Source organism: Chachezhania sediminis, assembly GCF_009765275.1.
Lineage (GTDB): Bacteria > Pseudomonadota > Alphaproteobacteria > Rhodobacterales > Rhodobacteraceae > Chachezhania > Chachezhania sediminis.
The window spans coordinates 1-26,561 of record NZ_VOPH01000006.1 but is presented as its reverse complement, the minus strand read 5'-3'; the positions used below and the strand labels follow the sequence as shown (position 1 = coordinate 26,561).

The following is a 26,561-nucleotide window of genomic DNA, read 5'->3' as shown; positions in this document are numbered from 1 at the left end:
TTCCTGATGGCATCCGACACCCACGACATTGTCATGATCGGCGCGGGCATCATGACCGCAACCCTGGCCACCGTCCTGAAGGAACTGGAGCCGTCGCTGGACATCGGCATCTATGAAAGCCTGGCCGACTGCGCGCAGGAAAGTTCAGCCAGCTGGAACAATGCCGGCACCGGCCACGCTGCGAATTGCGAACTGAACTATACGCCCCAGCGCGCCGATGGCAGCATCGACATCTCGGAAGCGCTGGAAGTGAACACCGAATTCGACCTGTCCCGCCAGTTGTGGGCCTATCTTGTGACCAAGGGCGCGATCCCCGATCCGCAGGAATTCCTGCATGCCTGCCCGCACATGAGCTTTGTGCACGGCGCCGACCGGGTGGCCTTCCTGAAGGCCCGGCATGCAGAGATGTCGGCACATCACTGCTATCACGGCATGGAATACAGCGAAGACCCGGCCCAGATCGCCGAATGGGCGCCCCTGATCATCGAAGGACGCGACACGTCGGAACCGATGGCGGCGACACGGATGATCACCGGGGCGGACGTGTCCTATGGCTCGCTGACCCGCCTGCTGATGGCGGACCTGGAAAAGCAGCCGGGCGTTTCGGTGAACTACAAGCACCACGTCGTCCATGTCGAAAGGCAGGGCGACAAGGACTGGATGATCAAGGTCAAGGACCGCGCCGACGGCACCCTGAAGGAAATCACGGCCGGCTTCGTCTTCGTCGGGGCCGGCGGCGGCGCGCTGGAGATCCTTCAGAAATCCCGCATCCCGGAAGGCAAGGGCTATGGCGGCTTTCCGGTCAGCGGCATCTGGCTGCGCTGCGATGTCGATGCCGTCAGCGAACGCCACCACGCCAAGGTCTATGGCATGGCCGCGCACGGGTCCCCGCCCATGTCCGTCCCGCACCTGGACACCCGCATCGTCGACGGCAAGCGGTCGATCCTGTTCGGACCCTACGCCGGGTTTTCGACGAAGTTCCTGAAGCACGGGTCCTATGCCGACCTGTTCGAATCCGTGCGTCCCGGGAACATCCTGCCAATGCTGGCCGTCGCCCGCGACAATGTGGAGCTGAGCGAATACCTGGTCGGCCAGGTGCTTCAGACCTCGGCCCACCAGTTCGCGGTGCTGCAGGACTTCTTCCCGCAGGCCGAGCGCGAAGACTGGACCGAGGCGGTGGCCGGTCAGCGGGTCCAGATCATCAAGCCCGACCCCCAGCACACCGGCAAGCTGGAATTCGGGACCGAGATCGTGGCCAGTGCCGACAAGTCCTTCGTGGCGCTTCTGGGCGCCTCGCCCGGCGCATCGACTGCGGCCTTCATCGCGATGGAAGTCCTGCAGAAATGCTTTGACGACAAGCTGGCCCATGACGGCTGGGCCGCAAAGCTGAAGACCATCATTCCCACCTATGGCATCGATCTGAAGCAGGACGCCGATGCCTGCCGCGCAAGCCGGAGTGCAACGGCCAAGGTGCTGAACCTTCACTACGTCTGATGCAGGAACCGGGCCGGGGTACTTGCCCCCGGTCCGGACCCGCGATTGCCCCGCGACATCCACTTCAAGCCGGGGCCAGCACACCGACCGATGACTGCCCTGCTCCCCAACGTTGGGCCACCGGAAGCTGGAATTTCCCGGCTGTTTCACGATGACGGGCTGGTAGCATCTTTGGTTTGTCCTGCCCTGCATGGCTGATATAAGTTCGGGATACCTAAATCACCCGGACCAAAGGCCGACGTATCTTCTGTGACAAACGAACCGGATGCGCCGAAGGTTGTACTCGACCTCAGCAGGGACAGCCTGTCGGAACAGGTCTACGGGCATCTCCGGCTGGAGCTCATGTCCGGGCTGCATGCACCCGGCACGAAGCTGTCCATCCGCAAGCTGGCGGCCAGTCTCGACATCTCGGCCACTCCGGTGCGCGAGGCGGTGTTCCAGCTGGTCCGCGAAGGTGCGCTGGAACTGCGGACCGGGTACCAGCCGCGCGTGCCCGAGATCGACGTTGAGCGCTACCTGCAGATCCGCCAGACCCGGATCCCGCTGGAACGGCTGGCGGGCGAACTGGCCGCGGCGCGGATCGCCGAGGACAAGCTGGCGGAACTGGAAGCCTTCCACGACCGTTTCCAGGCGGGCGAGCGAGACGAGAACTGGCGCGCGGCGCTGATTGCCAACCAGAACTTCCACTTCGCGATCTACACTGCCACCCAGAACGACGTTCTGGTCCGCACCATCGAAACGCTGTGGCTGCTGGCCGGTCCCGTCGTGAACGCACAGTACCCGGCGATCCGGCAGGCATCTTCCGCGGCGAACCCGCATCTTCAGATCATCGACGCGCTGCGCCGCCGATCCCCGTCCGAGGCGGGCGAACAGCTGGTGCAGGACCTGATGGAAGGGTCGAACCGGATCCTGAATCACCTGCGCGCCCGGGACGAGGCGCGCAAGGGGCGCAAGCGCGACGCCGTCTAGGGCGCGATACTCGTCCGTCGGCGACGGTCTTGCAGTTTCTGCATCCCTACGGCGACCGAGTCCGTGACATAGCGGTCCAGCGCGGCGATGTCGGTCCCCAGGCTGCGCACCTGCGCGCCGCGTTCGGGCGGCAGATAGACCTCGGCCGGGCGGGTTTGGATTGCGGTCACGATTTCTTCGGCTACGACCTCGGGCAGGCTGGGCGTGCCCGCGAAGGCCAGGGCGAGAGCGTCGAAGTGCGACTCCTTATCCAGCATCGGCGTTTCGGTGGATCCCGGGTAAACCAGCGTGAAATCCAGCGGGCTGTCGCGTTCTTCCAGCGCCAGGGCGACATGGAAGGCGCGCAGCGCATGCTTGGCCGCGGCGTAGCTGGACAGGCCCGGATAGGGCAGGAAGGCCACCATGCTGGCCACCGTAACGAAATGGCCGAAGCCCTGTGCCGTCATCCGCGGCAGGGCTAGCATCATGCCGGTCATTGCTCCCATGCAGTTCGTCTGCATCGTCTGCATGTGTTGCCGGACCGAAAGGTCCCGCGCCCAGCCAGGGTGCACGATGGCCGCGTTGTTCACCAGCACGTCCAGCCGGCCTTCGGTCGCCCAGATCTCGTCCAGCGCGGCGGTCCAGCTGGCTTCGGACGTAATGTCGAGCGTCCGGGCCCGGGCCGACGATCCCAGCTGTGCGGCCGTCGCGGCGGCGCGGTCGGCGTCGATGTCGGCGATGATCACCCGCGCACCCTGCGCCACAAGCTGTGCAGCGGTCGCGGCGCCGATGCCGCTGGCCCCGCCGGTGATCATCACCACCTGTCGTTCCGTCATGGTCTTCCTTCCTTCGCCCGCGTCGGGGCCCTTAAAAATATGTCCTGATCGCGCCGGTGACCCGGTAGGCATCGTCGACCAGCAGCAACACGCGCCACTTGTCGAAGGTCAGGCAGGGATGCGAGATGCCGAACCCCAGCATGTCGCCCACTTGCAGCGGGCTGTCGGGTGGAATGATCAGGTGGCAGTGCTGGTCGTTCAGCCGGTCGACCCGTGCGCCGGGCGGCGCCGGGACCGGCTGGTCGTGCAGCCCCGGCCGAAGCCATTTCAGCGGTATCGGCATGTCGTCGTGGGAACTGTCGCGCTTGCCGAATGCCACGATCGCCTTGCCGGGTTCGGGTCGGGACTGGACAAGGGCCCACACCTCCAGTGCCGGTTGCAGGTCTCCGGTCGAGGCCAGGTCCGGATCTCGCCGGGCCAGCGCATTGCGGGCGCGGACATACATGTGGCTGTCATGGGTGATGTAGCAGCCCGACCGTATCAGCACCCGGGCCGGACGCGACAGGTTCGCCGCCGAAAGCCGCGCCGCCACGATGTCGTAATAGGACGATCCCCCGGCCGACAGCAGTACCTCGGGCCCGGAGTACAGGTCTTCGGCATCGGCCATGCGGGCCAGGTCGACCATGCCGGACAGCAACTGTTCCACCTGGGCCAGGACCTCGGGCGTGCCGTCGTTCTTCAGAAGGCCTTCGAAGCCTTCGATCCCCGCCAGCTCCAGCATTCCAGTCTGGGCATGGACCAGCCGCGCCAGGTCCAGCGCTTGCACCACGCTGCGGCAGCCGGTGCGCCCGCCGTCATAGCCCAGTTCCACCAGCACCTTCAGCGGCCGTCCCGGCTGGATGTCCCGCACCGCCTGTGCCAGCGCGCGGACATTGGCCGGGTCGTCGACAAGACAGAAGAAGTCAGCCTCGGGATGCGCCTTCAGCCCGGACAGGACATCGGCGATGCCGCGGCGCCCGACCAACTGGTTGGCCATGAAGATACGGTCATAGCCGCAGGCCAGCGCCACCGCGACATGCTGGGGGGTCGAGACTGTGATCGCCCAGGCACCGTCCCGCATCTGCAGGTCGAAGAGTGCCGGCGCCATCGACGTCTTGCCATGTGGCGCGATTGAGGCTCCGGTCCGGTCAAGATACCTGCGCATCCAGGCGCTGTTGTTTTCCAGTGCCGAGCTGCGCAGGAGGGCCGCCGGCAAGGGCAGATCCTCGGCCGCCAGCGACCAACCCTGCGCGGCGACCCGATCCAGCGGCAGGGGGGCCGCTAACAAGGGAATACCCTTGTCGAGCGCGGTAAGCGGTGCTTCCCACGGGCGGGGGGAAAAGGGGGTCATTGTCAGACGGGCTCCGGATCGAGGAAACGGCGCAGCACGTTGCCGGTGATGCGCGAGACGTTGTTGTCATAGCCGTTGTGGGACAGCGAACAGCACCACGCGATGGAGCCCACCGAAAAGACGGCCCCGCCCCGTGCCGTCGGCGTCAGAACGATATCGGCGCGGGAGATGCTGCTCTCCTCGCCCGAAAAGCCGCGGTAGAGTGCCGGCAGTTCCTCGGGCGCGGGGATGCCTCCGGGGCCGGTGCGGTCGGCAGTGGCCAGGATCATCGCGTCGGGCGAGGTGCCCAGATCGGGGTCGGCGCGGTCGATCTCCAAACCAGCGGCCCCGCCCATGCGCAGGCCGAAATCGCCGATCCGTTCGTCGGGATCCACGCCTTCCATGACGAAGGAGGCACGGGGCAGATCGCTGTCGGGCAGGCGGCGGTAGAAAGTCGAGCGGTCGAAAACCTGGGCCGAGAAGCCCACACCTGTGAGCCGCTGCGGCGCACGCCCCACGGAGCGCCAGAGGCCGGAGGGCTCGCCAGTAAAGGACAGGCAATCCTCGCCCGCCTCGGCCTCCCAGCTGCGCAGGCCGGTGATGCCGCGGCGCAGTTCGATGATGCCCGGCCGCGTCGGATGGAAGGCGATCCGCCAGTAAAAGCCGTTGCCGCCCAGGTACATGTGCCGGCCGCCGCCGTTCTGGTAGGCCTGAAGCCCGTCCAGCATCTGTTTCGACGTGTATTCCGGATGGGTCATCGTCAGGACGACCGGATAGGGCGCCAGCAGGCCTGCGCCTTCGCGGTGCAGGTCCTCGTCCGTCACGACGTCGTAGGCGATGTCCTGCTCTTCCAGCCAGTCCAGCAGGTGCGTGTCGTTGACGTAGTTGAAGGTATAGTTCGACGGCCGCCCGTTCAGGATCGGACGATGGGCCGAAGAATAGCAAACCCCGCTGTCGTCCATGTGCGTGTCGTAGACGGAACTGCCGTATTCCCGGTGTTTCTGCCCGTAGATGTCGTCGGGGGCAAAGACCATGAGGCCGTCGGCCATGACTTCAAAATGGGTCTGGTCGATCCGGGACCGGTTGTTGGCATAGGCCAGGTATGTCGCCGTGGGGGCAATGACACAGACCTTGGCCGTGGTCGTGCCCCGGGGCGGACGGACGAAGAAGATCATGTGGCTTTCGGTGCGGATGCCATCGTGGTCGGCGCTGGCTTCCAGCGTGTAGAAGCCCGACCGCGTGCCTTCGGGCACCGTCCACTCCGCCGCGACGGGCCAGGCCGCGTCATCGATGTCGTCGTCGTGGAAATGGATCGCGCCATATTGGGCCGGTGCCTCGGTCCAGCTGCGGCGGGTGCCGTCCCAGTTGGCGCCGGTCACGCCGCGCATGGGCAGGCGGTGGACGTGCCCATGCAGCGCATGGGCCGACAGGTCGACAATCCGGTCCCCGGGAATGTCCTGCGAAAAGTCCCAGGCGCCCAGAAGGTCGGGATCGCCAATGGCGGGGTGGGCCGTTTCGACCAGGGCACGGATCGCGGCCGGTGCAAGTGCCGTCGCGTGCAGGCGCGGCCGGTCGATCTTGCCATTGAAATGCTGGACCGTTTCAGGCCCGTCCGGCTGGCCCGACAGGCAGGCGGCGAAGCTGAGCGCCAGGTCATCGGGCCAGAGCGCGGGGACCCGCATTTCAACCTCCAGTGTTTCGGCCTTGGCGCGGCCACCGTCGGGGGCCAGGCTTTCGGTCGCCAGCACCAGCCGCCCGCCCGGGGCCGAGAAGCTTGCCGAAACGAAGATCCATTCGCGGATGCAGACGGGCTCGGCGGTGGTGAGGGTGGTGCTTTCGCCGTCCGCCGCGACCTGGAACGCAAGGCGGCCGGTGGAATCGAGGAACAGTCGCCAGCCGTGGCCGGTTGCGGCGTCGAAGCGGGCCATGACCGACTGGTCGGCACCGGTGACGCGCGTGGGGAACAGCCACAGGCCAAGGCTGAATTCCTTCAGGCCCCGCAGGGTCGGCGACGGGGGCACCCTGCCCCAGCTGCCGTTGTATGTCGGGCAATCGGTCAGCGCGATCTCGCCATCCAGCGGCGAGAGGACGTGTTCGACCTTCTTGCCCGGCCCGTTCCGGTCACTGTCGGCGCAGCGAATGCGGACGATCCGGGCTTGCGCTCGGTCCAGCACTTCGGACGACAGGTGAAAGCGGACGGTATCGCCGGGGGCGACGCTCCACGGGCTGGCATAGCCCACGACCTTGGTGGAATCGATCATGGCTCAGGCGTCCGTGTCAGAGAAATCTTCGGGCAGGTCCTGCCCCGTGTGCGCCTTCCAGCGGATGCGGAAGACGTGCCATTCGGCATCTTCGAGCGAGGTGAATGTAGTGTCCGGAAAAGTCCGGATCTCCTCTCCACGAATGTCGGGCAGCAGGGCCAGCATCCAGCGGGCGCCGGCCTCGACCGTGATCAGGCACCAGCGGCCGCCGATGCCGGACCAGCGGAAGCGGTGAACCAGCTTCCGCAGTTCGGGGCCGTGCGGGCCCTTCGGGGCGGCGCGGAATTCCCGGGCCAGGTCCAGCCGGGCGGGATCGACGGGATAATGCGCCGTCGTCGGATCGGTTCGAAGCATCGGGATGGGTCCTGCAAAGTGGGCCGGTCCGGGGAGGACACCCGGACCGGCGGGGGCGTCACACGCGGTCGACGTTCCAGAAGACGGGGAGAGTCTCCAGGATGCCTTCCAGGTTCGCCTTGTAGGCGGTCGGGAAGTAGAACAGACCCAGCGGCACGAAGGGCACCTGCTTCAGGGCGATCTCCTGGATCTTTCGGCCGATCTCGGCCTGTTCTTCGGTCGTTTCTGCCGACAGCCAGGCCATGCGCAGGTCCTCGATTTCCGGGATGTCCGGCCAGCCATCGAAGGCGGTGGCACCCGAACGCAGGAACGTGTGGGCCATGGTGTTCATCGCCCCAGCCCCGGCCGAGAAGTTGCCGAAGGCGTGGTATCCGCCCGAGGCGATGTCGCCCTTGTTCTTCATCCGGCTGGCCATGGTCGCCCAGTCCTGCACCTGCAGGTCTACGTTCATGCCGATCTTGCGCATCATGTCCGCGGCCACTTCGCCGAAGGCCTGGATCGCCGGGTAGTCGGTCGTCGACATCAGGACGATGGTTTCGCCTTTATAGCCGGCATCGACCAGTTCCTGCTTCAGCGCCTCATAGTCCTTTTCCTCTACGAAGGTCTCCAACCCCTCGGTGCTGGCCAGGGCCGAGGCCGGATTGAAGATGCCCTGCGGGACGGACCACAGTTCCTCGTTGTCGCCCACGGCCGCCAGCATGAAGTTGGTCTGGTTCACGGCCTTCAGCACCACCTCGCGGATGGCGGCATTGTCGAAGGGCGGCTGCAGGAAGTTCATCCGCAGAAGCCCCAGGTTGCCACTGCGGTCCTTGACCTTCACGTCCACGTCCGTGCCTTCGAAGATCGGGATCAGGTCGGGCGTGGGCTGTTCCCACCAGTCGACCTCGCCCGTCTGCAGCGCCGCGGCAGCGGTGGCGGGATCGGGGATCGTGTACCATTCCACCCGGTCGAAATGCGCGACCTTGCCGCCCGCGATGTTGTCGGCCGGTTCGCTGCGGGGGACGTAGCCTTCGAACTTCTCGTAGACGTTCAGCGACCCGGGGATCCGCTCCTCCGCGACATAGCGGTAAGGGCCGGAGCCGACGATTTCCGCCACGGGCGTGTTTGGATCGGTCACGGCCAGCCGTTCGGGCATGATGCCGGTCGAATAGGACGCGGTCTTGCCCAGCAGGTCCGGCAGCAGCGGGAAGGGTTTGGACAGGCTGAAGACGACGGTCTTGTCGTCGGGCGCGGACAGGTCGGTCAGGACGTCGGCCAGGGCCTTGCCGAACCCGTCCTTGGCCATCCAGCGTTTCAGGCTGGCCGCCACGTCTGCGCCACGCACAGGCGTGTCGTCGTGGAACATCAGACCGTCACGCAGCGTCACTGTCCAGGTCAGCCCGTCGCCCGAGGTTTCGGCGCTTTCCACCATCTGCGGTTGCGGCACGTTGGCGGAATCGACGCCCCACAGCGTGTCATAGACCATCATGGCGTGGTTGCGGGTGACATAGGCGGGCGTGCCGTGCGGGTCGATCACGGCCAGGTCGGCCTGCGGCACGAATTTCAGGACCTTTTTGTCCTGGGCACCGGCCGCACTGACCCCCAGCGCAGCCATCGCGCCCAGAGCCCCCACGGTTCCTTTCAGAAATTGCCTTCTGCGCATCATGGCGTTTCTCCTGTTGGATGTGCTTCTTGTTCAGTTCACGTCTGCGGTCGTTCGGGTCACGACCGGGCAGGCAACCTGCCGGCCCGGGCCGACATCCGTCAGCGCCGGGACATTCCCAGCACAGCCCGGCTCTGCCAGCGGACAGCGGGTGCGGAAGGCGCAGCCCGATGGCGGCGACAGCGGCGAAGGCAGTTCGCCCTGAAGTACGATCCGGTCGCGCCGCTGGCCCGGGTCGACGACCGGAACCGCCGACAAGAGCGCGCGCGTGTAGGGATGGACCGGCGCACCGAAAAGATCGTCTCGCGTCCCGATCTCGACGATCCGGCCCAGGTACATGACGGCGACGCGGTCGGTGATGTGATCGACGATGGCCAGATCATGGCTGATGAACAGCAGCGCCAGCCCAAGCTCGGCGCGCAGGTCGGCCAGCAGGTTCACGATCTGCGCCTTGACCGAAACGTCGAGCGCGCTGACCGCCTCGTCGCAGATCACCAGTTCCGGTTTCGGCGCCAGCGCCCGGGCGATGCCGATCCGCTGGCGCTGACCGCCCGAGAATTCGTGCGGGAACCGGTCGCCCGCGTCGCGGGGCAGGCGGACAAGGTCGATCAGTTCCTTGACGCGGGCCTCGGTTTTCGCACGCGTGCTGCCGAAATTGGTCAGCGGTTCGGCGATGATGTCCCGGACCCGCATCCGCGGGTTCAGGCTGGAGAACGGATCCTGGAAGACGACCTGCACCCGGCTGTGCCAGCCGGCAGAGGGCGTGTCGGCGATGGACCTGCCGTCCAGCAGGACCTCTCCGACGGTCGCGGCGTGCAGGCCCGCAATGGCCCGGCCAACGGTGGACTTGCCGCAGCCGCTTTCGCCCACCAGCGACAGGGTTTCCCCCTTGGCGATGTCGAAGCTGACGTCCTGCACAGCCTTCACGGTCTTCGTGGTCTTGCCGAAAAGACTGCGGCCGACCTCGTATTCCTTGGACAGGCCCCGGACGCTGAGAAGAGGTGTCATGCCAGGATCTCCGGTTCGGCTAGGTGGCAGGCGGCGATGTGGCCGGGGGCCTTCCGTTCCAGCGCGGGGGCATGGGCACGGCAGAAATCGGTCGCCTGCGCGCAGCGGTTGGCAAAGGCGCATCCGGTCATGGGTTTGCGCATATCGGGGACCTGTCCCGGGATCTCTGCCAGACGACCCGAGCCGTCGCCGCCCAGCCGGGGGACGGCAGCCAGCAGGCCCTGGGTATAGGGATGGCGCGGAGCGGCCAGCAGCGTGGCGGTCGGCGCTTCCTCGATCTTGCGGCCGGCATACATCACAACGGTGCGATCCGTCGCCTCGGCCACTACGCCCAGGTCGTGAGTGATCAGGATGATCGAGGTCCCCTGTTCCCGCTGGATGTCCCGCAGGAGTTCGAGGATCTGGGCCTGGATCGTGACGTCCAGCGCCGTGGTGGGCTCGTCCGCGATCAAGAGCTTCGGCTGGCAGACCAGCGCCAGCGCGATCATGATCCGCTGTCGCATGCCGCCTGACAGCTGGTGCGGGTATTCCGTCATCCGCCGCGCGGCATCGGGAATGCCCACCAGTTCCAGCATTCGCAGCGCGCGGTCATGCACGTCGGCCGACGGAATGGACTGGTGGAGCGCGACCGTCTCCTTCACTTGCGCGCCGACGGTCAGGACCGGGTTCAGGCTGGTCATCGGCTCTTGGAAGATCATGCCGATCTCGTTCCCGCGGACGTCGCGCATCTGGGCCTCGGACAGGTCCAGCAAGTTGCGGCCATTGAGCAGGATCTCTCCGGCGCTGCGGGCCGCGTTTTCGGGCAGCAGCCGCATGATCGACATCGACGTGACGGACTTGCCGCAGCCGCTTTCGCCGACGATGGCCAGCGTCTCGCCCGCGTCGACATGGAAGCTGACACCTTCCACCGCGCGGTTCACGCCGCCCCTGGTGCGGAAATGCGTCTGCAGGTTGCGAACATCCAGAAGCGACATTTCAGACATCCTTCACCAGCCGGCTGTCGAGCGCGTCGCGCAGACCGTCGCCGACCATGTTCACGGCCAGCACGGTGACCGACAGGAAGGCCGCAGGGATCAGCACGATCATCGGCTTCACCTGCCAGAGCGCCTTGCCTTCGGCCATGATGTTGCCCCAGCTGGGGATCGACGCCGGGGTGCCCGCACCGATGAACGACAGCGTCGCCTCGATGATCATGGCCGAGGCGCAGATATAGGTGGCCTGCACGATGATCGGGGCGATGGCGTTGGGCAGGATGTGACGCCGCAGGATCTTCGCGGACGACGAGCCCGAGACGACGCCCGCCTCGACGTAGGGCAGATCCCTGAGCGACAGCACGACGGACCGGACAAGGCGCGCGACGCGGGGGATTTCGGCCACCGTGATCGCGATGATGACGTTCAGGACCGATGGCCGGGTCAGGGCGACCAGCGCGATGGCCAGCAGGATCGACGGGATCGACATCACGGCGTCCATCGCCCGCATCAGAAGCCCGTCCAGCACCCGCACATAGCCCGACACCATCCCCAGGAGGACGCCCAGCAGGGTCGCCGCAACGGCCACGGCGAAGCCCACGATCAGGGACACGCGGGTCCCGAACAGCACCCGGCTCCACAGGTCGCGGCCCAGCTTGTCGGTGCCGAAGAAATGGTCGGCCGATGGCGGACGGGTGCGCAACGTGGGATCGATCGCCAACGGATCGACGGTCCCCAGCCAGGGCGCGAAGATCGCGATCAGCAGCAGCAGGAACAGGACGAACAGGCCGATGGAGGTCGACAGGTTGCCAAGGATCAGCGCGGCCAGGCCGGTGCGGGGCGTGCGCTCTTCGAAGACCGGGGGAAGGGCTTCGGCGATGGGGGGATTGCGGAGGGTCATCAGTAGCGGATCCTCGGGTCGAAGATCGGATAGAGCAGATCGACGGCGAGGTTGATCAGCATGTAGGAGAAAGAGAACAGCAGCACGACGCCCTGGATCACCGGGTAGTCGCGCCGCAGGATCGCGTCGGCGGTCAGGCGTCCGACACCCGGCAGGGCAAACACCGTTTCTGTCACCACTGCGCCGCCGATCAGCAGGCCGACGCCCAGGCCGATCACCGTCGAAATCGGCACGGCCGCGTTCTTCAGCGCATGGCGGAAAAGGACGATCCGCGGATTAGCGCCCTTGGATTTCGCGGTCCGGATGTAGTCCTGCTGCATGATCTCGACCAGCGCGGTCCGCCCGATGCGCGAGATCAGCGCGACATAGCCTGCCCCCAGGGCCGCCGCCGGCATGATCAGGCTGCGGAACCATGGCCAGAGCCCGTCCGACAGGGGCTTGTAGCCCTGCACCGGCAGCCAGCGAAGCTCCAGCGCGAAGACGTAGCTGAGGATGTAGGCCAGCACGAAGATCGGGATCGAGAAGCCCGCGACCCCCAGCAGCATCACGCCTCGGTCGATCAGCGACCCGCGTTTCCACGCGGCAAGGATTGCCAGGGGGATTGCCACCAGCGCCGACCAGACCAGCGTCAGGAGTGTCAGCGACAGCGTCGGCTCCAGCCGCTGCCCGATCAGCTTGGCGACCGGGACGTTGCTGATGAGCGACGTGCCCAGATCCCCCTGCGCGAGGTTCAGGAGCCAGGTCCCGAAGCGCTGCACGAAGGGCTGGTCAAGCCCCATCCGCTGCCGCGTCATCTCGATCTGTTCCGGTGTCGCCTGGTCGCCGGCAAAGACGACGGCCGGGTCCCCGGGCGCGAGGTAGAGAAGGCTGAAGACCAGCAACGCCACAAGGAACATCACCGGGACGGTCATCAGGATGCGTTTGAACGCCAGCTTCAGCACGGGGCAAATACCTCATTTTGATATAGTATATATGATCTATCAAAAAACGAGTCGCAACAGTTTTCTGGGGCGGATGGTTCGATCCGGTTGTTTGTAGGTCAGGCTTGAGCGGGATTTCGGGCGATCCAGTCGAGCAGATCGCGGGACCCCTCGAGGATATCGCGCACCAGCGCGGCCCCGGCTGCGGCGGAATCCCGGGCGCGCAGGGCATCGACCAGCAAGTTGTGAGGGTGCGGATCCTGCTGCGAATTCAGGATCGCGGGGTACTGGCGGGCAACGAACGGGCCCGAGACCAGCCAGTAGTTTTCCAGCGCCGTGGCCAGAACCGGGTTGCCGCTGCCGCGGTAGACGGCGAAGTGGAAGGTCTGGTTCGCGGCCAGCGCGCCGATCCAGTCCTGGCGGGTCTCGCAGTCCACATAGGACAGATGCGCGGCCGCCAGGTCGTCGATCTGTTCCGGCGTCATGTTGCCGGCCGCCAGCTCCGCCGCAAGGCGTTCCAGCGGTATCCGAACCTCGCGCAACTCCATGTATTGCCAGACTTCCAGCACCGGCACGCGGGGCTGATGCCCTGCCCTGAACTCCAGTGCACGTTCGCGGACAAGCTGGAAGATCGCCTCGCGCACCGGCGTGGCAGAGGTCCCGAATTCTCCCGCCAGCGCCGAAATCGCCAGCCGCGTGCCCTGGGGATAACGCCCGGCCATCAACCGCGCGCGAAGCTGCTGGTAGATCTGCTGCGACAGGCTGGAGGCATTGGGCCGGAACGTGCCGGTCGGGGTCTCCATTCACCGGGGCTCGTCTGCTATGGCGACGATCATCTCGATCTCGACCGTGATCTGTCCGGGCAGACTGCCCGCGCCGATGGCCGACCGCGCATGACGACCGGCATCCGGGCCGAAGATCTCCAGAAGCAGGTCGGAACAGCCGTTGATCACCGCCGGGTGGCGGTCGAAATCGGGCACGGCGTTCACGAAGCCCAGAACCTTGATGATGCAGGATATTCTATCGATGCTGCCCAGCTCTGCCGCGGCTGCCGCAAGCAGGTTCAGCGTCACAAGACGGGCATGACCATAGGCGTCCTCGACACTGACATCGGCACCGACCCGACCTGTGGGCGAGGCCATGTCCGGCGTTCCGGGACCCTGACCCGACAGGAACAGCAGGTCGCCATGGCGGCGGGCAAAGGCGAAATGCCCGGCGGGGGTGCGAAGGGGCGGCAAGACCAGCCCAAGGGCCGACAGGCGCTGCGACGGTCGCTCGGTCATGCCGCCCGCACCCGCGCCACGGCATCCCGCGCGGCGCCAGCCAGAAGGCTCGCGTCGCTGCCCACTGTCACCAGTCCAAAGCCCATCGCGATCATCCGCGCGGCAAAGTCGGGCGACCCGCAATGGACGCCCGCCACGATCCCGCGGGCCTGCGTGGCCTCGACAACCCGTGCGAAGGCGTCCAGAATCCGCGGGTCCTCGCTGTCAAAGACCGGGGGAAGGCCCATCGAGAAGGCAAGATCCGTCGGGCCGACATAGACACCGCCGACGCCCGGCACGTCGAGAATGTCGTCCAGCGCCGCCATCGCCGTCGCGGTCTCGATCATCGGCAGGACCAGCACCTCGTCATTGACAATACTCTGGTAGGGCTTGCCAGGTCGTCCGAATGCCGCGGCACGGTTGGGCCCGTTCGAACGTTGACCCAGAGGCGGATAGAGGCATGCCTCGACAAGGGCCGCTGCACTTCTGGCATCGTTCACCATCGGGCAGATGACGCCCCAGGCGCCCGCATCCAGCACCTTGCCGACGATCCCGGGCTCCAGCGACGGCACGCGCGCCAGCATCGGTGTGCCCGACGCGCTGGCGCCAAGAAAGCATTGCACCATCGAGGAATAGTCCTGCACGCCGTGCTGCAGATCGACGGTCAGGCTGTCCCAACCGGCGCGGGCCATGAGTTCGGCGCCGTAGGCCGATGGCATCGACAGCCAACCGTTGATGATCGGCCCGCCCGCGGCCATGTGCTGCCGTAATGATCCTTGCATCGTCTTCTCCGGGGTGCTTTTGATATATGATATTTAGAATTTGCAGATGAGGCAAGAACCCACCGGATCGGCCGCGAAACGTCGCGATAGTTCTGGTGGTTCGATATGCCAAATAAACGTGCTGGAGACCGCCATGGATTATGCCGCCCTGACCTTCACGCCCTGTTGCGAGACCGAGACCCTGCTGGGCGAAGGTCCGGTCTGGGATGACCGCCGGAACCTCCTGTGGCTGGTCGACATATTGGCCCCGGCCCTTTTGTCCTGGTGCCCGGCCACGGCGCGGCTTGACCGCTACGAGATGCCGGACCTCATCACCTCGGTCAGCCTGACTGGGGATGACCGGTTGCTGATCTCGCTCAGGAAATCGGTCTGCTTCTTCGATCCCACGACCGGAGTACTGGACACGCTGGTGACGCCCGAACCCAACCGCCCGATGAACCGTCTGAACGATGGCAAGATCGGCCCGGATGGCGCGCTGTGGATCGGATCGATGCACGCCACACGCCCCGCGCAGCCGACGGCGGCGCTCTACCGCGTGACACCGGACGGCGGATGCCGGTTGATGATAGACGACGTGCATGTGTCGAACGGGCTGGCGTGGAGCCCCGACCACAAGGTGATGTACCACGCCGACAGCCGCGCGCCGTCCGTCACCGCCTGGGCCTTCGATTCATTGACGGGAGATATCGGCAACCCGCAGCCCTTCGCCGCGCCGACCGAGGCCGAAGGCCTGCCAGACGGTGCGGCTGTCGATACGGACGGCAACTATTGGATTGCAGGCGTGACAGGGGGGTGCGTCCACGTCTACGCGCCGGACGGGCGCCTGCTGGACCGGATCCCGGCCGGGATGGACGCCCCCACCATGCCGTGCTTCGGTGGAGCGGACGGACAAACGCTATTCCTGACCGGACTGACGCGCGACGCTGGTGGCAAACGATCGGAGGGACGGTTGATGTCGGCCCATGTGCCTGTCCGGGGTGTTCCGGTTGCCCGGTTCGGTCAACCGCTGGTTGGGGGCATTGTTCAGGCTGCAGACGGACCGATCGCCGGATAGCGAAGGGTCATGCTGAATCTATGTGACCTGACACGCAGGCTTTGTCAGATTGCCTGGCCCCGAGTGCTACGCTCCGCCAGCCCGACGGCACGCGGGTCTTCCACCGCGCCAGGCGCGCCTGGCGTCCCACGGCCGCGAAAGGCGGGAAGGGCCCGCTCTCCTGACGTTGAGGCGACTTCCGATCTTGTACACGCGGCGCACCGCCGGTCCGACAGGCCGCGGTGAAGCGACTGGTCGCCCGGGTCAATGGCGACAAAGGGCCGTCGTGCCGAGCGTCCCGTAGCTGGCCGCCAGCTGTGCCGAATGGCATGATGGCACCGCGACAGGAAACGGCAGCCCAAGCGGCCATCTCCTTCCGGCCGGAACACCCCATGACACGGTCCACTGCTTTCCGCACCTAGGCCGCGGCGCGGAAAATAGCGGTCTTGTCATACTTCAGAGCTATCCGCCGTGCCTCGATGCAGGCGACGTTTTGATCGAACCGGGGTTGGATGCCGGATGCACCCCGGGAAACGCGCGACGGCCGCGTCCTGTCTTCACATTGCTTCGCCAGCCGGATCGGAGAGGATCAAGCACATTTTGTCTCGGCCCCGGTTTCGGATCGCTCCGTCTGACATGCGCAAGGCAGTCACGCCCTCGGTCGGGCCGTTCGGTGGCGTCCGATCTGATGACTTTCATCGCCGAGAGCGCGGTCCATGCGAGGTCCGCCACAGGGTCCGTTCGACAGAGCGGAAGCCGTTCGGATGCGCGAAACATGAACCGGTGGCGTGCGGCTGCGCCAAGCGACATGACAGGGCCGGCCCTGCGTCCAGCCCACCTGCGTCCCGGAGGGCAGCCCCCAGGCACGGCTTTGTCGAGTGGATTGACACGTTCGTCGAGTCCAACTTGCGTGCCCGCGGCGGCACGCCACATGATTTTCCGGACGAAAACTGGCTGTTGCCGCGCCCTTCTTTTCGCTTTGGATTGGATCTTCCCGGCTTTGCCCGGCGGGGTCAGTCCAGCGCACCGGACGTTTCGGCGATGCCTGGTCAGGAAAGACGACGGCGATGAAAACGGTGCGAAACCTCTCTGTCAGGCTCGGCAAGCCCATCTGCTGGACGGGGCCCATCATCGCGGTGGCCCCGGTCTTCATGCTGTACGCCTTTCCCGCGCACGCCGACGTCGCTTCGGTCGAACTCGAACCGCAACTGACCACCTTTCCGTCCGGGCTGGCCGATACGGGTTGTGGGCTTCTGGCGTCGGAAACCTTCTCGTGCGGGTTTTCCATGACCGGCCTCGAACCCGCGATAGCCACGGTCTCGAACGGTCAGAGCCCGTCCATCGTCGATGCCTATGGGCTGACCGTGACGCTGGATGGCACCGCGACCTTCGCCGGCCCGTCCGATTTTTCGGCGACACCGTCGGTCTTTTCCGCGGCAGGCTTCGGGCAGCGCGCCAATGACGAATACCACGCGCCGGTCGACGACGACGACACCAGCGATATCCCGGGCTTTGTGAATGGCGGTCCGGTCACGCTGACCAACCAGGCCGACCTGACCGTCAGCGGCATGCTGGCCAGCAATATCGAGGTGATCGCGAACCCGGCCGTCAACGCGCAGGGCGAAACCAGCGGCGACCAATTCACCTATGTGGCCAAGGGCGGCGGCGCCATCATGGCCTATTCGCAGGGCGCGCAGGGCTATGTCTACGGCACCAAGAGCACGTCCGACCTGAACTATGACGGCGGCCAGGGCGGCGATGTCGAGATCGACCAGTTCGGAACGCTGAACCTGACCGGCGACGGCACCTATACCTACTATCAGTATGACGTCGAAGCGACGGTCAATCCGGTCGTGCAGATCCCCGTCGCCCTGAATGCGGTGGCCGGCTATTCGCTGGGCGGCGACGGCATTGCCGACAAGAACCACAATATCGACCACGCCGGCACCGGCGGCGACGGCGGCAGCGTGACGCTTGCCAACACCGGCACGATCGTCCTGCGCAACACGTCGACCACCACGCAGATTGTCGACTCCAAGCCCGTGATCACGAACGGGCTCTTTGCCCTGTCCATGGGCGGCATCGGATCCAACCGGACCACCTGGAAGGTCGCCGGCGCCGGCAATGGCGGCGACGTTTCTGCCAACAACGGCGGCGACATCTCGGTCTGGGGGCCGGCCGCCATCGGGATATCGGCCAACTCCTTCGGGGGCAGCACGAATTTCTTCACGGACATCCTGACCGCGAACGACGATTCCTCGTGGGCCGGCAACGGCGGCACGGTCAGCGTGTCCCTGGGCAAGGGCAGCACGGTAACCGTCGGTGGCGGTCACGGGATCGGGGTCCTGGCCTTCAGCGCCGGCGGCCAGGCCAACAACAACGGTGTCGGGACCGGCGGGACGGCAGGCGTCGCCATCAACCAGGACGCGACGGTGGACACCACGGCCACGAACGACTCGCTGTCCTTCGGGGTGCTTGCGGTCAGCGCCGGGTCCATCGGGCAGGTGGCGCCGTCCATGGTGCAGCCAGTCAGCCTGGCCCATTCCGGCTATGCCGGCGCGGCGACGGTGAACAATGCCGGCACCATCGCCACGACCGGCAGCCTGAGCGTGGGCATCGCGGCGCTCAGCATCGGCGGGTCGAGCATCGTCACCAACGGGTCGGGCTCTGGCAACACGCTGGGCAATGACGGCGGCTCCGTCGCGGCCGATTATGGCGGAGCGGCAGCCACCATCACGAATACCGGCACTGTCACGACCTACGGCACCTCGGCCCACGGCCTGCTGGCGCAATCGGTCGGCGGTGGCGGCGGGCTGCTGAATGCCGTGGAAGAAGGCAGCCAGGTTGTCCTGGGAACCGTGACGCAGTCGACCGACGACACGGCCGCCGGTGGCAATGGCGGCACCGTCAGCGTCGTGAACGCGGGCACCGTCATCACGGGCAAGCCCGACGATCTGAACTCCGGCGAGGTTTCGATCGGCATCGTGGCGCAATCCATCGGCGGCGGCGGCGGCGCGGCCCAGGGGGTCGGCATCATCGGCGCCAAGGGCGGCACCGGCGGCGGCGACGGTGGTACGGTTTCGGTGGTGACGAAGGCGGCAAGCAGCGTTTCGACCGCAGACGATCAATCCATCGGTATCCTGGCCCAGTCCATCGGCGGCGGCGGCGGTCAGGCCGGCAACACCTGGGGCATCGTGGCCGCGGTCGGCGGCGCGGGAGGCTACGGCGGCAATGCTGGCGACGTCACGGTCAACCTGGGCGATGTTGGCTCAACGGATCAAAGCCCGGACGGGTCGATCCTGACAGCCGGAGACTTTGCCGCCGGGACCGTCGCGCAGAGCATCGGCGGCGGCGGCGGCAACGGCGGTTTCGGAAAATCCTTCGGGGTGACGATCAGCAGCGCCATGGGCGGCAGCGGCGGCGATGGCGGCGATGGCGGCAAGGTCACCGCCCTGATCGACAACGCCATCGTCACCCAGGGTAACCAGTCCTGGGGTGTGGTGGCGCAGAGCATCGGCGGCGGCGGCGGCACCGGCGGGGCCGCGCAGGGCTTTTCGGCCAGCGTGATTTCCATCGCCATGTCGATGGGCGGCAGCGGCGGCAAAGGCGGTGACGGCAGCAGCGTCGAAGTCGACAACCACAACACCATCCTGACCGGCTGCGACAGTGCCGAGAGTTGCAGCCTTGCCTACAAGGGTACGGCCCTGGATGGGGCGGATTCCGTCGGTATCCTGGCGCAAAGCATCGGCGGCGGTGGCGGATCCGGCGGATCGGCGGCGTCCAAGACGCTGGGGCTGCCGGCCGAGGACATCCCCACGATCACCATCGACTATGCTTCGGGCGGCAGCGGCGGCGACGGCGGCAGTGGCGGCGCGATCACCCTGAACAACTACGGCACCGTGGCGACGGCGGGCGATACCTCGCATGGCATGATGGCCCAGTCGATCGGCGCAGGCGGCGGCAATGCCGGGGATTCCACCGCCGCCTCCTATGCCGTCAGCGGCGAGATGCCGACGATCCAGGCCAGCGTCGCCATCGGCGGCACGGGCGGCGCGGCCGGCGACGGCGGCGACATCGTCGTCGCCAACGGCATCTCGGACGAATGCCCGGATTGCACCGGTGTCATTGCCACCTACGGTAACACCGCCACGGGCATCCTGCTTCAATCCATAGGCGGGGGCGGCGGCACCGGCGGGACCGGCGACGCGACCGTCAACGGCGGGTCAGAAAACGACGATGCCGGCAAGGCCTTCGGCCTGACCGCCGCGGTCGGCGGCAATGGCGGCGGCGGCGGGTCCGGCGGCAGCATCACCCTGTCGAACGGCGCCGGCAGCAGCATCGTGACGATGGGCTCTGCCTCTTTCGGGATCCTGGCCCAGTCCATCGGCGGCGGCGGCGGCCTCGCCTCGGGCGGGACGACGGATGCCAAGGGCGACAACCTGGCGGTCAGCCTGAACATGACCGTGGGTGGCGACGGCGGAGCAGGGAACACGGGCGGTACTGTGACGATCACCAATGCCGGGACGATCCAGACGGGCGGCGTGGTCGAAAATGCCGACGGGACGCACCGTACCATCGGCAGCGATGCCGTGGCCATTCTGGCACAGAGCATCGGCGGCGGCGGCGGCATCGCCGGGGACTCCGATGCCTCGTCTGCGGTCAGCAGCGATGACGACGATGAGGACGAAGACTCGTCGAAGGACGACTCCGACAGCTCAAGCTGGTCCGACTACAGCTATTCGGCGACGCTGAACATCGGCGGGTCCGGAGGCGACGGCGCCGACGGCGGAACGGTCGAGGTCACGAACACCGGCAGCATCCAGACCTATGGGCACCGGGCCATCGGGATCCAGGCGCAGAGCGTCGGCGGCGGCGGTGGCAATGCCGGGGCCGCTACCTCTACCCTGGACGGAGACGATGGCGAAGACGACGACGATGACGGCGGCGACAGCAAAGACGACGACAAATCCTCCGGCACGCTAAGCGCCGATGTCACCATCGGCGGCGATGCCGGGAACGGGTCGAACGGCGGAGCTGTCACCGTCGACAACCAGGGCGGCACGATCGCGACCGCCGGTTACGGGGCCTTCGGAATCCTTGCGCAGAGCATCGGCGGCGGCGGCGGCTATGCCTCGGAAGGGACGGTGGACAACACGTCGAAGTTCCATATCGGCGTCGTCGACAACGGGACGGATGGCAACCGCGGCAATGGCGGCAACGTGGACGTGCAGGATTCCGGGACCATCCTGACGGCGGGGGACGACGCCCCCGCGATCATTGCACAGAGCATCGGCGGCGGTGGCGGGCTGGGAACCGCAGGATGCACCAATTCGGCCAGCTCGGCCTCGACCGATGTCGTGGCCAGCACCTGCTACGGCAACACGTCGTCCAGCGATGACAGCGACAGTTCCACGGACAACGGCGTGTCGGTGGCGGACTGGACCGACCTGTCGGACATCACCGTGACCCTGGGCGGCAACACCGGGTCGACCGAAAGCGGCAGTGGCGGCACCGTGATCGTCGAAAAGTCGGCCGGCAGCATCGTGACGACCGGCAGCCGGTCCATGGGGATCGTGGCGCAGACCATCGGCGGCAGCGGCGGCTTCATGTCAGCCAGCTCCAAGAACCTGCAGTCCAGCAGCGCCACGACGACCACGGGCACCAGCACGACGGAAGAGCTGGAGCTGGCCCTGAAAGCCGATGCCTCGATCACGACCCACGGCGACGGCGCCTGGGGTATCCTGGCCCAGTCCATCGCATCGGGCGGGGGCTTTGCCGGCGACCCGTCGCTGGATATCGATATGCAGAATGTCGCGTCCCGCGCACTGTCCACCGCGGCAGTGAAGTCACCCTCTGTCCCCAGTGCGCAGACCATCGGCGTCGATGGCGACATCACCACATACGGGACCAATGCGCATGGCGTGGTCGCGCAGTCCTCGGGCACCGGGGGGAGCGGTTTCACCCAGAACAACGGCAAGCTGGTCATGGGCAGCCAGGGCTCCGGATCGGCATCCGGGTATGGCGGCAGCGTCTTCGTCACGCAAAACACCGAGTCCCGGATCGTGACTTATGGCATGAATTCCATTGGTATTCTGGCCCAAAGCACGGTCGCCACCGACACGGCCAGCGGTATCGACTATTCCAACCAGATCTCGATGATGATCGATGGCACCGTCATCGGCGGGACCGGGGCCGATGGGACGGGCCTCTGGGTGTCGGGCGGCACCGATGGTACGAGATACGATCAGAACGGGACGGCCGCGCCAATCAACATCATCAAGATCGGCGACAGAGGCCTGGTGTCGACCCAAGACGGCGTGGGCGGACGGGCGATTTATGCGACCGACGGGTCGGTGGACCTGGTGAATTCCGGGACCGTGAGCGGATCGGTCGAACTGGGGCCGAAAGGCGATTTCACCAACGAAAGCAGCGGTCAGCTTTTCAGCGGGAACTACATCCAGGCGGCCTCGTTCACGAATGGCGGGTACTGGTCCATCGGAGACACGACCGGAACGCCGACCTACACCAGCCTGTCGCTGGGGGCGCAGGGCCTGATCCTTGACGCCGACAGCGTCCTGGCCATCGAGATCGACTCACGGCTTACGGACCAACCGTCCGACATGATCTGGCTGGACGGGAACGCGCAGGTCGACTTCGGCGGCACGATCTCGCCCCTGGCCGCGGCGCTGATGCCCGGAGACTACAAGTTCATCGAAGCCCAGGACGGGACATTGACGGGCAACAATCTGGGGGCCTTGTCCGTCGAACGCTCGATCGTCTTCGACTGGGACATCGTCCCGGCAGAGTCATCCGTCGCGATAACGCCCAATGCAGATTTCAAACCGGCCGGCACGACGCTGAGCACCAACCAGGCTTCGGTCGCGGATTATCTGCAGCTGACCTGGGACCGCGGCGGCGAAGGAGCGCTGGCACCGCTTTATGGCGGACTGTCGGCCGCCGACGTAACGGCCGCGGATTACCAGCAGGTCCTGTCCCAGCTGTCGGGCGAGACGACCGCCTTCCAGGCCCAGGAACAGGCCCTGGCCGCGCGCAAGGGGCTGGACAGCGCCTTCAGCTGCCCGGTGTTCGAAGGCGACAGTACCTTGATCGTGCAAACTTCGTGCTTCTGGGCCAAGGCGCAGGGCAGCAGCACCCGGCAGGGCACGCGCGACGGGATCCAGGGCTACAGCCTGAAGGATTACGGCTATCGCATCGGCGGACAGGGCGAAATCGCGCCCGACTGGTTCCTGGGGGCCAATCTCGCCTATGTCACCACGTCGGTGCATCCCGATGCGGGACTGTCGAACAGCCATGGGGACCGGGTGGAGGGTGCCATCGCCCTGAAGAAGGTGCAGGGCCAGTGGTATTTCGGCCTGGGCGCGCATTTCGGATACGGCCAGTACGACAATCTGCGGACCGTGAACGTCCTAGGCAAGACCCAGACCATGAGCAGCGAAACCAATGTGGCGACGACAGGTCTGCGTTTTCGGCTTCAATACGAACAGCCCTTCGCGAACTGGTTTCTGCGGCCCCGCGCGGATTTTGACGTGATCCGCACCAGCATTCCCGGCTACAGCGAAAAGGGCCCCGACGGGCTGGCCCTGACCGTGGACGACCAGACCGAAACCATCCTGAGTTTCGCGCCCGCGGTCGAGGTCGGTGGCCGAGTGAACTATTCCGACGACTGGGTGCTGCGGCCCTATGCAAGCGCCGGGATGGCCTGGATGAGCAATGATGTCTGGACAACCCAAGCGCGCATCAAGGGCGTTTCGGCCGATGCCGGATCCTTCCAGGTGAAAAGCGACGTGCCGAATTTGATCGGTCAGCTCGAACTCGGTCTGGAAGTACTCCGCCTGGACCGTTTCGAGGGACAGTTTACCTATCAGCATGATTTCGGCCAGGATTACCGGTCGGATTCTATCGAGTTGCGGATCGCCTACAATTTCTGACCGATCGCGGACCCCGGCAGTCTGCAAGTCCGGGCATTGCTCGCCTGACGTGTAAAAGCGCCGTGGCCGCGGAAGTCTTGACAGGACTTGAAGGCGTGGCTAGCTGAAAGCAGCGGCAGAACGGCGGGCTGGGGAATTACCCGCTGCTGCTTTGTGCAGGCCGCGGGGGGAATTTGACCAATGACCTTGCGCGTGGACTCCACGAGGTTTCCGGCGTTCTGGCGGAACAACGCCGTGGTCTGGGTGGTCATTGGCCTTTTCGGCATGGCCCTGCGTGCAGCCCTGTACGAAGCCCCCTATTCCATCGTCGCCCTGACCCTGACCCTGGATACGCTGGCCTATGCCTATACCGGCGTGCTGCACCTTTGCTTCCAAAAGTTGACGATCCCCGCAGGACGGATCTGGGTCGTCGTGCTGATCGCCTGCATTGCCGGCCTTGTCGCCGGCCTGGGCCAGATGCAGGCCGCCGAAATCGTCCGTGTCGTGACCAACAGTTTTTACCGCGAAGGATACAACGTCCCGTTCGCCACGGTCCTGTTCTACGGGCTGATCGTCACCGGCTGGACCATCGCCTATTTCTGGCTGGCGGCAAATGCCGCCGTACAATCAGAACGCCTGCGCAGCGCCGAAGCCCAGACCGCTGCCCTTAGGGCAGAATTGCAGCGGTTGCAGACGCAGCTTGATCCGCACTTCCTGTTCAACGCCCTGAACGCGATTGCCACCGAAATACCAGAGGATGCAGGTGCCGCCGTCGACATGACCCACGCCGCGGCGGATGTCCTGCGGGACAGGATGTACAACGGCAGCCAGATCCTGTGGTCACTGGCAGACGAGATTGACCACCTGCGCGATTACCTCCGGCTGCAATACCTTCGCTATGACAAGCGGCTGGACTACCGACTGGAATGCGACGACGCGGTGTTGGACAGGCAGGTCCCGCGATTCATGCTTCAGGAACTGGTCGAGAACGCCATAAAGTACGGGCAGCGCGGAGCCGACGGGCGTCTGCTGGTCGATCTCTCGGCCCGGCTGGTAGGCGACGCGCTGGAGATCTCGGTCAGGAATTGCGGCCGACTGCGGCCAGAGCCCGGCACGACCGGCGCACCGGCGGGGGGGCTTGGGCTGGTCAACCTGAAACGACGGCTCGATATCCACTACCCCGACCGCCACCGGTTCGAGATCCGGCACAGCGACGGTTTTGTCGTCGCCGTCCTGCGGATCGAAGGCATCCCATGCTTCGCGTGATCCTGGTCGACGACGAAGCGCACGCCATCCGGGGCCTGCGCCAGCTGCTGCCGGATTATCCCGATGTCATGGTGGTCGGCACCGCGGAAAGCCTTGGCGAAGCGAGGGTCCTGATCGCCGACCAGAAGCCTGATCTGGTCTTCCTCGATGTCGCCCTGACCGACGGGCTGGGGTTCGACCTGCTGAAAGATACGGCCGCGTCGCCGTTGGTGGTCCTTGTCACGGGCTGTCCGTCCCACGCCATTCGCGCCTTCGAGGTCGGCGCCCTGGATTACCTGCTCAAGCCCGTCCAACCCAAGCGCCTGGCCGTGACGATGGAGCGGGTGCGCAATGTGGCAGCGCGCCAAGGCCCGCGCCGCATTGCCGGCGCGGGCGAGGTGGAGGCCAACCGGCTTCTCGTGCACGAAGGGTCGGACACCACGATCGTGCCTTTCGACATGATCGGCCTGCTGGACGCCGACGGCGACTTTACCCGGATCCTGCGGACCGACGGACGCGATCACCTGGTCTGCCGCCGGCTGGGCCAGTTCGAGGACCGCCTCCCCACGCCGCCGTTCATGCGGGTGGGGCGGTCGTGCATCCTGAACCTCGACCACATGGTCCGGATCGAGGGACAAGGCAGCGACGGCTCGCAGGTCCATCTTCGGGGCGTCCGGTATCCCGTTTCCCTTGGGCGCGCGGCCACCCAGAAGCTGAAAAAGGCGATTGCCCATCTGCGCATAGGCTGACCGAACACCGGACCCGCCCCCTGCCCTTCCCCAAACGGCCAGGTCTGAACCGCCTCGCACCGAATTGCCCCGGGCGCCTCAGCGCGGCGGTTCATGCAGCCCCTCGGAACAGGTGTTTGATCCCACGGTCTGATGGTGTGATCCCTTCCCAAGCTTGGAAGGAAGCATCATGGGACAAGTTCGTCACGGGTAAGCCGCGACCACGCGCCCCCGGCATCGCTGCTATGATACGACCGCGCATGATCCGAGCGAACAACGAGCTTGTGAGAGGCCGGTTCTCAATCTCGCTGCCGATCAGGTTCAAGGCCTCCCGGAGGTGGGCTTGTGGTGGGATATCGCATCCGTGCTTCGGGCTTTGATGCGCCATGTCGTCTGTGCTTCCAGCCAGGTTGCGGGCTGACAGGACAGAAAGCCCTCTCTTCACTTCTTGGGTGTCGAGAGCCGCTTTGTTGCACAAATCCTGTTGGGGATTCATCTCGTGAATCCAGCGTGGTCGCTGGTTTGCATCAGCAGGCCGACTCCCCCGGACTACAAAACCGGGAGCTGGCCGGCCTATAACGAAGCGCTCAAACTCCGGGGGTCGCTGACGATCTGGTTCGACCCCGAGATGAGCAGGGAAGCCGCGCCGACCGGCACGCGTAGCCGCCAGAAGACTTACAGCGATGCGGCAGTCCAGACGTGCCTGTCCATGAAAGTTCTGTTCGGCATGGCGCTCCGGCAGCCGGGTGAAGCGGAAGAACAGGTAGAAGATGCCGGTCAGCAGCAGCGTAGACCCGATGATCGCCAGGTCGATCACGCCGACCGCGGCGCTGCCGATGTCGATCTCGCCCGAGTTCAGGGGCGATTGCAGCACCTGCGGTTCATAGCCCCAGATCGTGCCCACGGCGAAGCGCAGGATGAAGCCCAGGGCGATGGTCA

18 protein-coding genes and 1 pseudogene are annotated in these 26,561 nt (G+C 65.9%); 7 read left to right on the top strand and 12 right to left on the bottom strand.

Going from position 1 to position 26,561, the window contains the following annotated elements:
- The first annotated feature begins 6 nt into the window (after positions 1 to 6).
- Both mqo and FQK05_RS17680 read left to right on the top strand, forming a co-directional pair.
- The gene (gene mqo, locus FQK05_RS17685; protein WP_158969310.1) at positions 7 to 1,494 is read left to right on the top strand and encodes a malate dehydrogenase (quinone); all 1,488 of its coding nucleotides are present in this window, start codon (positions 7 to 9) and stop codon (positions 1,492 to 1,494) included.
- Between the two features lie 249 nt (positions 1,495 to 1,743).
- Complete coding sequence (locus FQK05_RS17680; RefSeq protein WP_158969308.1) at positions 1,744 to 2,463, top strand: GntR family transcriptional regulator; 720 nt, start codon at positions 1,744 to 1,746, stop codon at positions 2,461 to 2,463.
- Here the strand turns inward: FQK05_RS17680 and FQK05_RS17675 are convergent.
- From FQK05_RS17675 to FQK05_RS17620, 12 genes are all read right to left on the bottom strand, one after another.
- Positions 2,460 to 3,278, bottom strand: coding sequence for an SDR family oxidoreductase (locus FQK05_RS17675; RefSeq protein WP_158969306.1), 819 nt, complete (start codon positions 3,276 to 3,278; stop codon positions 2,460 to 2,462). The genes FQK05_RS17680 and FQK05_RS17675 overlap by 4 nt on opposite strands.
- A 31-nt stretch (positions 3,279 to 3,309) precedes the next feature.
- Positions 3,310 to 4,608 (bottom strand): amino acid deaminase, encoded by a 1,299-nt coding sequence (locus FQK05_RS17670; protein WP_158969304.1) that lies wholly within the window; start codon positions 4,606 to 4,608, stop codon positions 3,310 to 3,312.
- A gap of 2 nt (positions 4,609 to 4,610) precedes the next feature.
- The gene (locus tag FQK05_RS17665) at positions 4,611 to 6,848 is read right to left on the bottom strand and encodes a N,N-dimethylformamidase beta subunit family domain-containing protein (RefSeq protein ID WP_158969302.1); all 2,238 of its coding nucleotides are present in this window, start codon (positions 6,846 to 6,848) and stop codon (positions 4,611 to 4,613) included.
- A 3-nt stretch (positions 6,849 to 6,851) separates the two neighbouring features.
- Positions 6,852 to 7,202 (bottom strand): hypothetical protein, encoded by a 351-nt coding sequence (locus FQK05_RS17660; RefSeq protein ID WP_158969300.1) that lies wholly within the window; start codon positions 7,200 to 7,202, stop codon positions 6,852 to 6,854.
- Between the two features lie 58 nt (positions 7,203 to 7,260).
- Positions 7,261 to 8,847 carry an ABC transporter substrate-binding protein gene (locus tag FQK05_RS17655; protein ID WP_199252699.1) on the bottom strand — a complete coding sequence of 529 codons (1,587 nt, stop codon included), beginning with the start codon at positions 8,845 to 8,847 and terminating at the stop codon, positions 7,261 to 7,263.
- A gap of 30 nt (positions 8,848 to 8,877) precedes the next feature.
- The gene (locus tag FQK05_RS17650; protein ID WP_158969298.1) at positions 8,878 to 9,852 is read right to left on the bottom strand and encodes an ABC transporter ATP-binding protein; all 975 of its coding nucleotides are present in this window, start codon (positions 9,850 to 9,852) and stop codon (positions 8,878 to 8,880) included.
- The gene (locus tag FQK05_RS17645) at positions 9,849 to 10,826 is read right to left on the bottom strand and encodes an ABC transporter ATP-binding protein (protein ID WP_158969296.1); all 978 of its coding nucleotides are present in this window, start codon (positions 10,824 to 10,826) and stop codon (positions 9,849 to 9,851) included. Before FQK05_RS17645 ends, FQK05_RS17650 begins: the two co-directional genes overlap by 4 nt.
- Position 10,827: 1 nt before the next feature.
- Complete coding sequence (locus tag FQK05_RS17640; RefSeq protein WP_158969294.1) at positions 10,828 to 11,724, bottom strand: ABC transporter permease; 897 nt, start codon at positions 11,722 to 11,724, stop codon at positions 10,828 to 10,830.
- On the bottom strand, positions 11,724 to 12,665 hold the full coding sequence (locus FQK05_RS17635) for an ABC transporter permease (protein ID WP_267902375.1): 942 nt from the start codon (positions 12,663 to 12,665) through the stop codon (positions 11,724 to 11,726). The genes FQK05_RS17640 and FQK05_RS17635 overlap by 1 nt, the downstream gene beginning before the upstream one ends.
- Positions 12,666 to 12,763: 98 nt before the next feature.
- Positions 12,764 to 13,447, bottom strand: a complete 684-nt coding sequence (locus FQK05_RS17630) for a GntR family transcriptional regulator (RefSeq protein ID WP_158969292.1) — start codon at positions 13,445 to 13,447, stop codon at positions 12,764 to 12,766.
- A complete protein-coding gene (locus FQK05_RS17625) occupies positions 13,448 to 13,927 on the bottom strand; it encodes a RidA family protein (RefSeq protein ID WP_158969290.1) in 480 nt (159 codons plus the stop codon).
- Positions 13,924 to 14,688, bottom strand: coding sequence for an HpcH/HpaI aldolase family protein (locus FQK05_RS17620; protein ID WP_158969288.1), 765 nt, complete (start codon positions 14,686 to 14,688; stop codon positions 13,924 to 13,926). The genes FQK05_RS17625 and FQK05_RS17620 overlap by 4 nt, the downstream gene beginning before the upstream one ends.
- Positions 14,689 to 14,821: 133 nt before the next feature.
- On the opposite strand from FQK05_RS17620, the gene FQK05_RS17615 reads away from it, so the two are divergent.
- The 5 genes and pseudogenes from FQK05_RS17615 to FQK05_RS17595 all read left to right on the top strand — a co-directional run.
- Positions 14,822 to 15,742 carry an SMP-30/gluconolactonase/LRE family protein gene (locus tag FQK05_RS17615; RefSeq protein WP_158969286.1) on the top strand — a complete coding sequence of 307 codons (921 nt, stop codon included), beginning with the start codon at positions 14,822 to 14,824 and terminating at the stop codon, positions 15,740 to 15,742.
- Positions 15,743 to 16,788: 1,046 nt separating this feature from the next.
- On the top strand, positions 16,789 to 23,670 hold the full coding sequence (locus FQK05_RS17610) for an autotransporter outer membrane beta-barrel domain-containing protein (protein WP_158969284.1): 6,882 nt from the start codon (positions 16,789 to 16,791) through the stop codon (positions 23,668 to 23,670).
- A gap of 192 nt (positions 23,671 to 23,862) precedes the next feature.
- Complete coding sequence (locus tag FQK05_RS17605) at positions 23,863 to 24,915, top strand: sensor histidine kinase (protein ID WP_158969282.1); 1,053 nt, start codon at positions 23,863 to 23,865, stop codon at positions 24,913 to 24,915.
- A complete protein-coding gene (locus tag FQK05_RS17600) occupies positions 24,903 to 25,643 on the top strand; it encodes a LytR/AlgR family response regulator transcription factor (RefSeq protein ID WP_158969280.1) in 741 nt (246 codons plus the stop codon). Before FQK05_RS17605 ends, FQK05_RS17600 begins: the two co-directional genes overlap by 13 nt.
- A 505-nt stretch (positions 25,644 to 26,148) precedes the next feature.
- Positions 26,149 to 26,371 (top strand): annotated as a pseudogene (locus tag FQK05_RS17595) (transposase); the annotation flags it as partial.
- Between the last annotated feature and the right edge of the window lie 190 nt (positions 26,372 to 26,561).

Excerpts from the sequence above, each read along its gene's own strand:
- FQK05_RS17645 (WP_158969296.1), bottom strand. The coding sequence starts at position 10,826 with ATGTCGCTTCTGGATGTTCGCAACCTGCAGACGCATTTCCGCACCAGG.
- mqo (WP_158969310.1), top strand. The coding sequence starts at position 7 with ATGGCATCCGACACCCACGACATTGTCATGATCGGCGCGGGCATCATG.
- FQK05_RS17600 (WP_158969280.1), top strand. The coding sequence starts at position 24,903 with ATGCTTCGCGTGATCCTGGTCGACGACGAAGCGCACGCCATCCGGGGC.
- FQK05_RS17650 (WP_158969298.1), bottom strand. The coding sequence starts at position 9,852 with ATGACACCTCTTCTCAGCGTCCGGGGCCTGTCCAAGGAATACGAGGTC.
- FQK05_RS17670 (WP_158969304.1), bottom strand. The coding sequence starts at position 4,608 with ATGACCCCCTTTTCCCCCCGCCCGTGGGAAGCACCGCTTACCGCGCTC.
- FQK05_RS17665 (WP_158969302.1), bottom strand. The coding sequence starts at position 6,848 with ATGATCGATTCCACCAAGGTCGTGGGCTATGCCAGCCCGTGGAGCGTC.
- FQK05_RS17625 (WP_158969290.1), bottom strand. The coding sequence starts at position 13,927 with ATGACCGAGCGACCGTCGCAGCGCCTGTCGGCCCTTGGGCTGGTCTTG.
- FQK05_RS17640 (WP_158969294.1), bottom strand. The coding sequence starts at position 11,724 with ATGACCCTCCGCAATCCCCCCATCGCCGAAGCCCTTCCCCCGGTCTTC.
- FQK05_RS17675 (WP_158969306.1), bottom strand. The coding sequence starts at position 3,278 with ATGACGGAACGACAGGTGGTGATGATCACCGGCGGGGCCAGCGGCATC.
- FQK05_RS17630 (WP_158969292.1), bottom strand. The coding sequence starts at position 13,447 with ATGGAGACCCCGACCGGCACGTTCCGGCCCAATGCCTCCAGCCTGTCG.
- FQK05_RS17620 (WP_158969288.1), bottom strand. The coding sequence starts at position 14,688 with ATGCAAGGATCATTACGGCAGCACATGGCCGCGGGCGGGCCGATCATC.
- FQK05_RS17610 (WP_158969284.1), top strand. The coding sequence starts at position 16,789 with ATGAAAACGGTGCGAAACCTCTCTGTCAGGCTCGGCAAGCCCATCTGC.
- FQK05_RS17660 (WP_158969300.1), bottom strand. The coding sequence starts at position 7,202 with ATGCTTCGAACCGATCCGACGACGGCGCATTATCCCGTCGATCCCGCC.
- FQK05_RS17655 (WP_199252699.1), bottom strand. The coding sequence starts at position 8,847 with ATGATGCGCAGAAGGCAATTTCTGAAAGGAACCGTGGGGGCTCTGGGC.
- FQK05_RS17615 (WP_158969286.1), top strand. The coding sequence starts at position 14,822 with ATGGATTATGCCGCCCTGACCTTCACGCCCTGTTGCGAGACCGAGACC.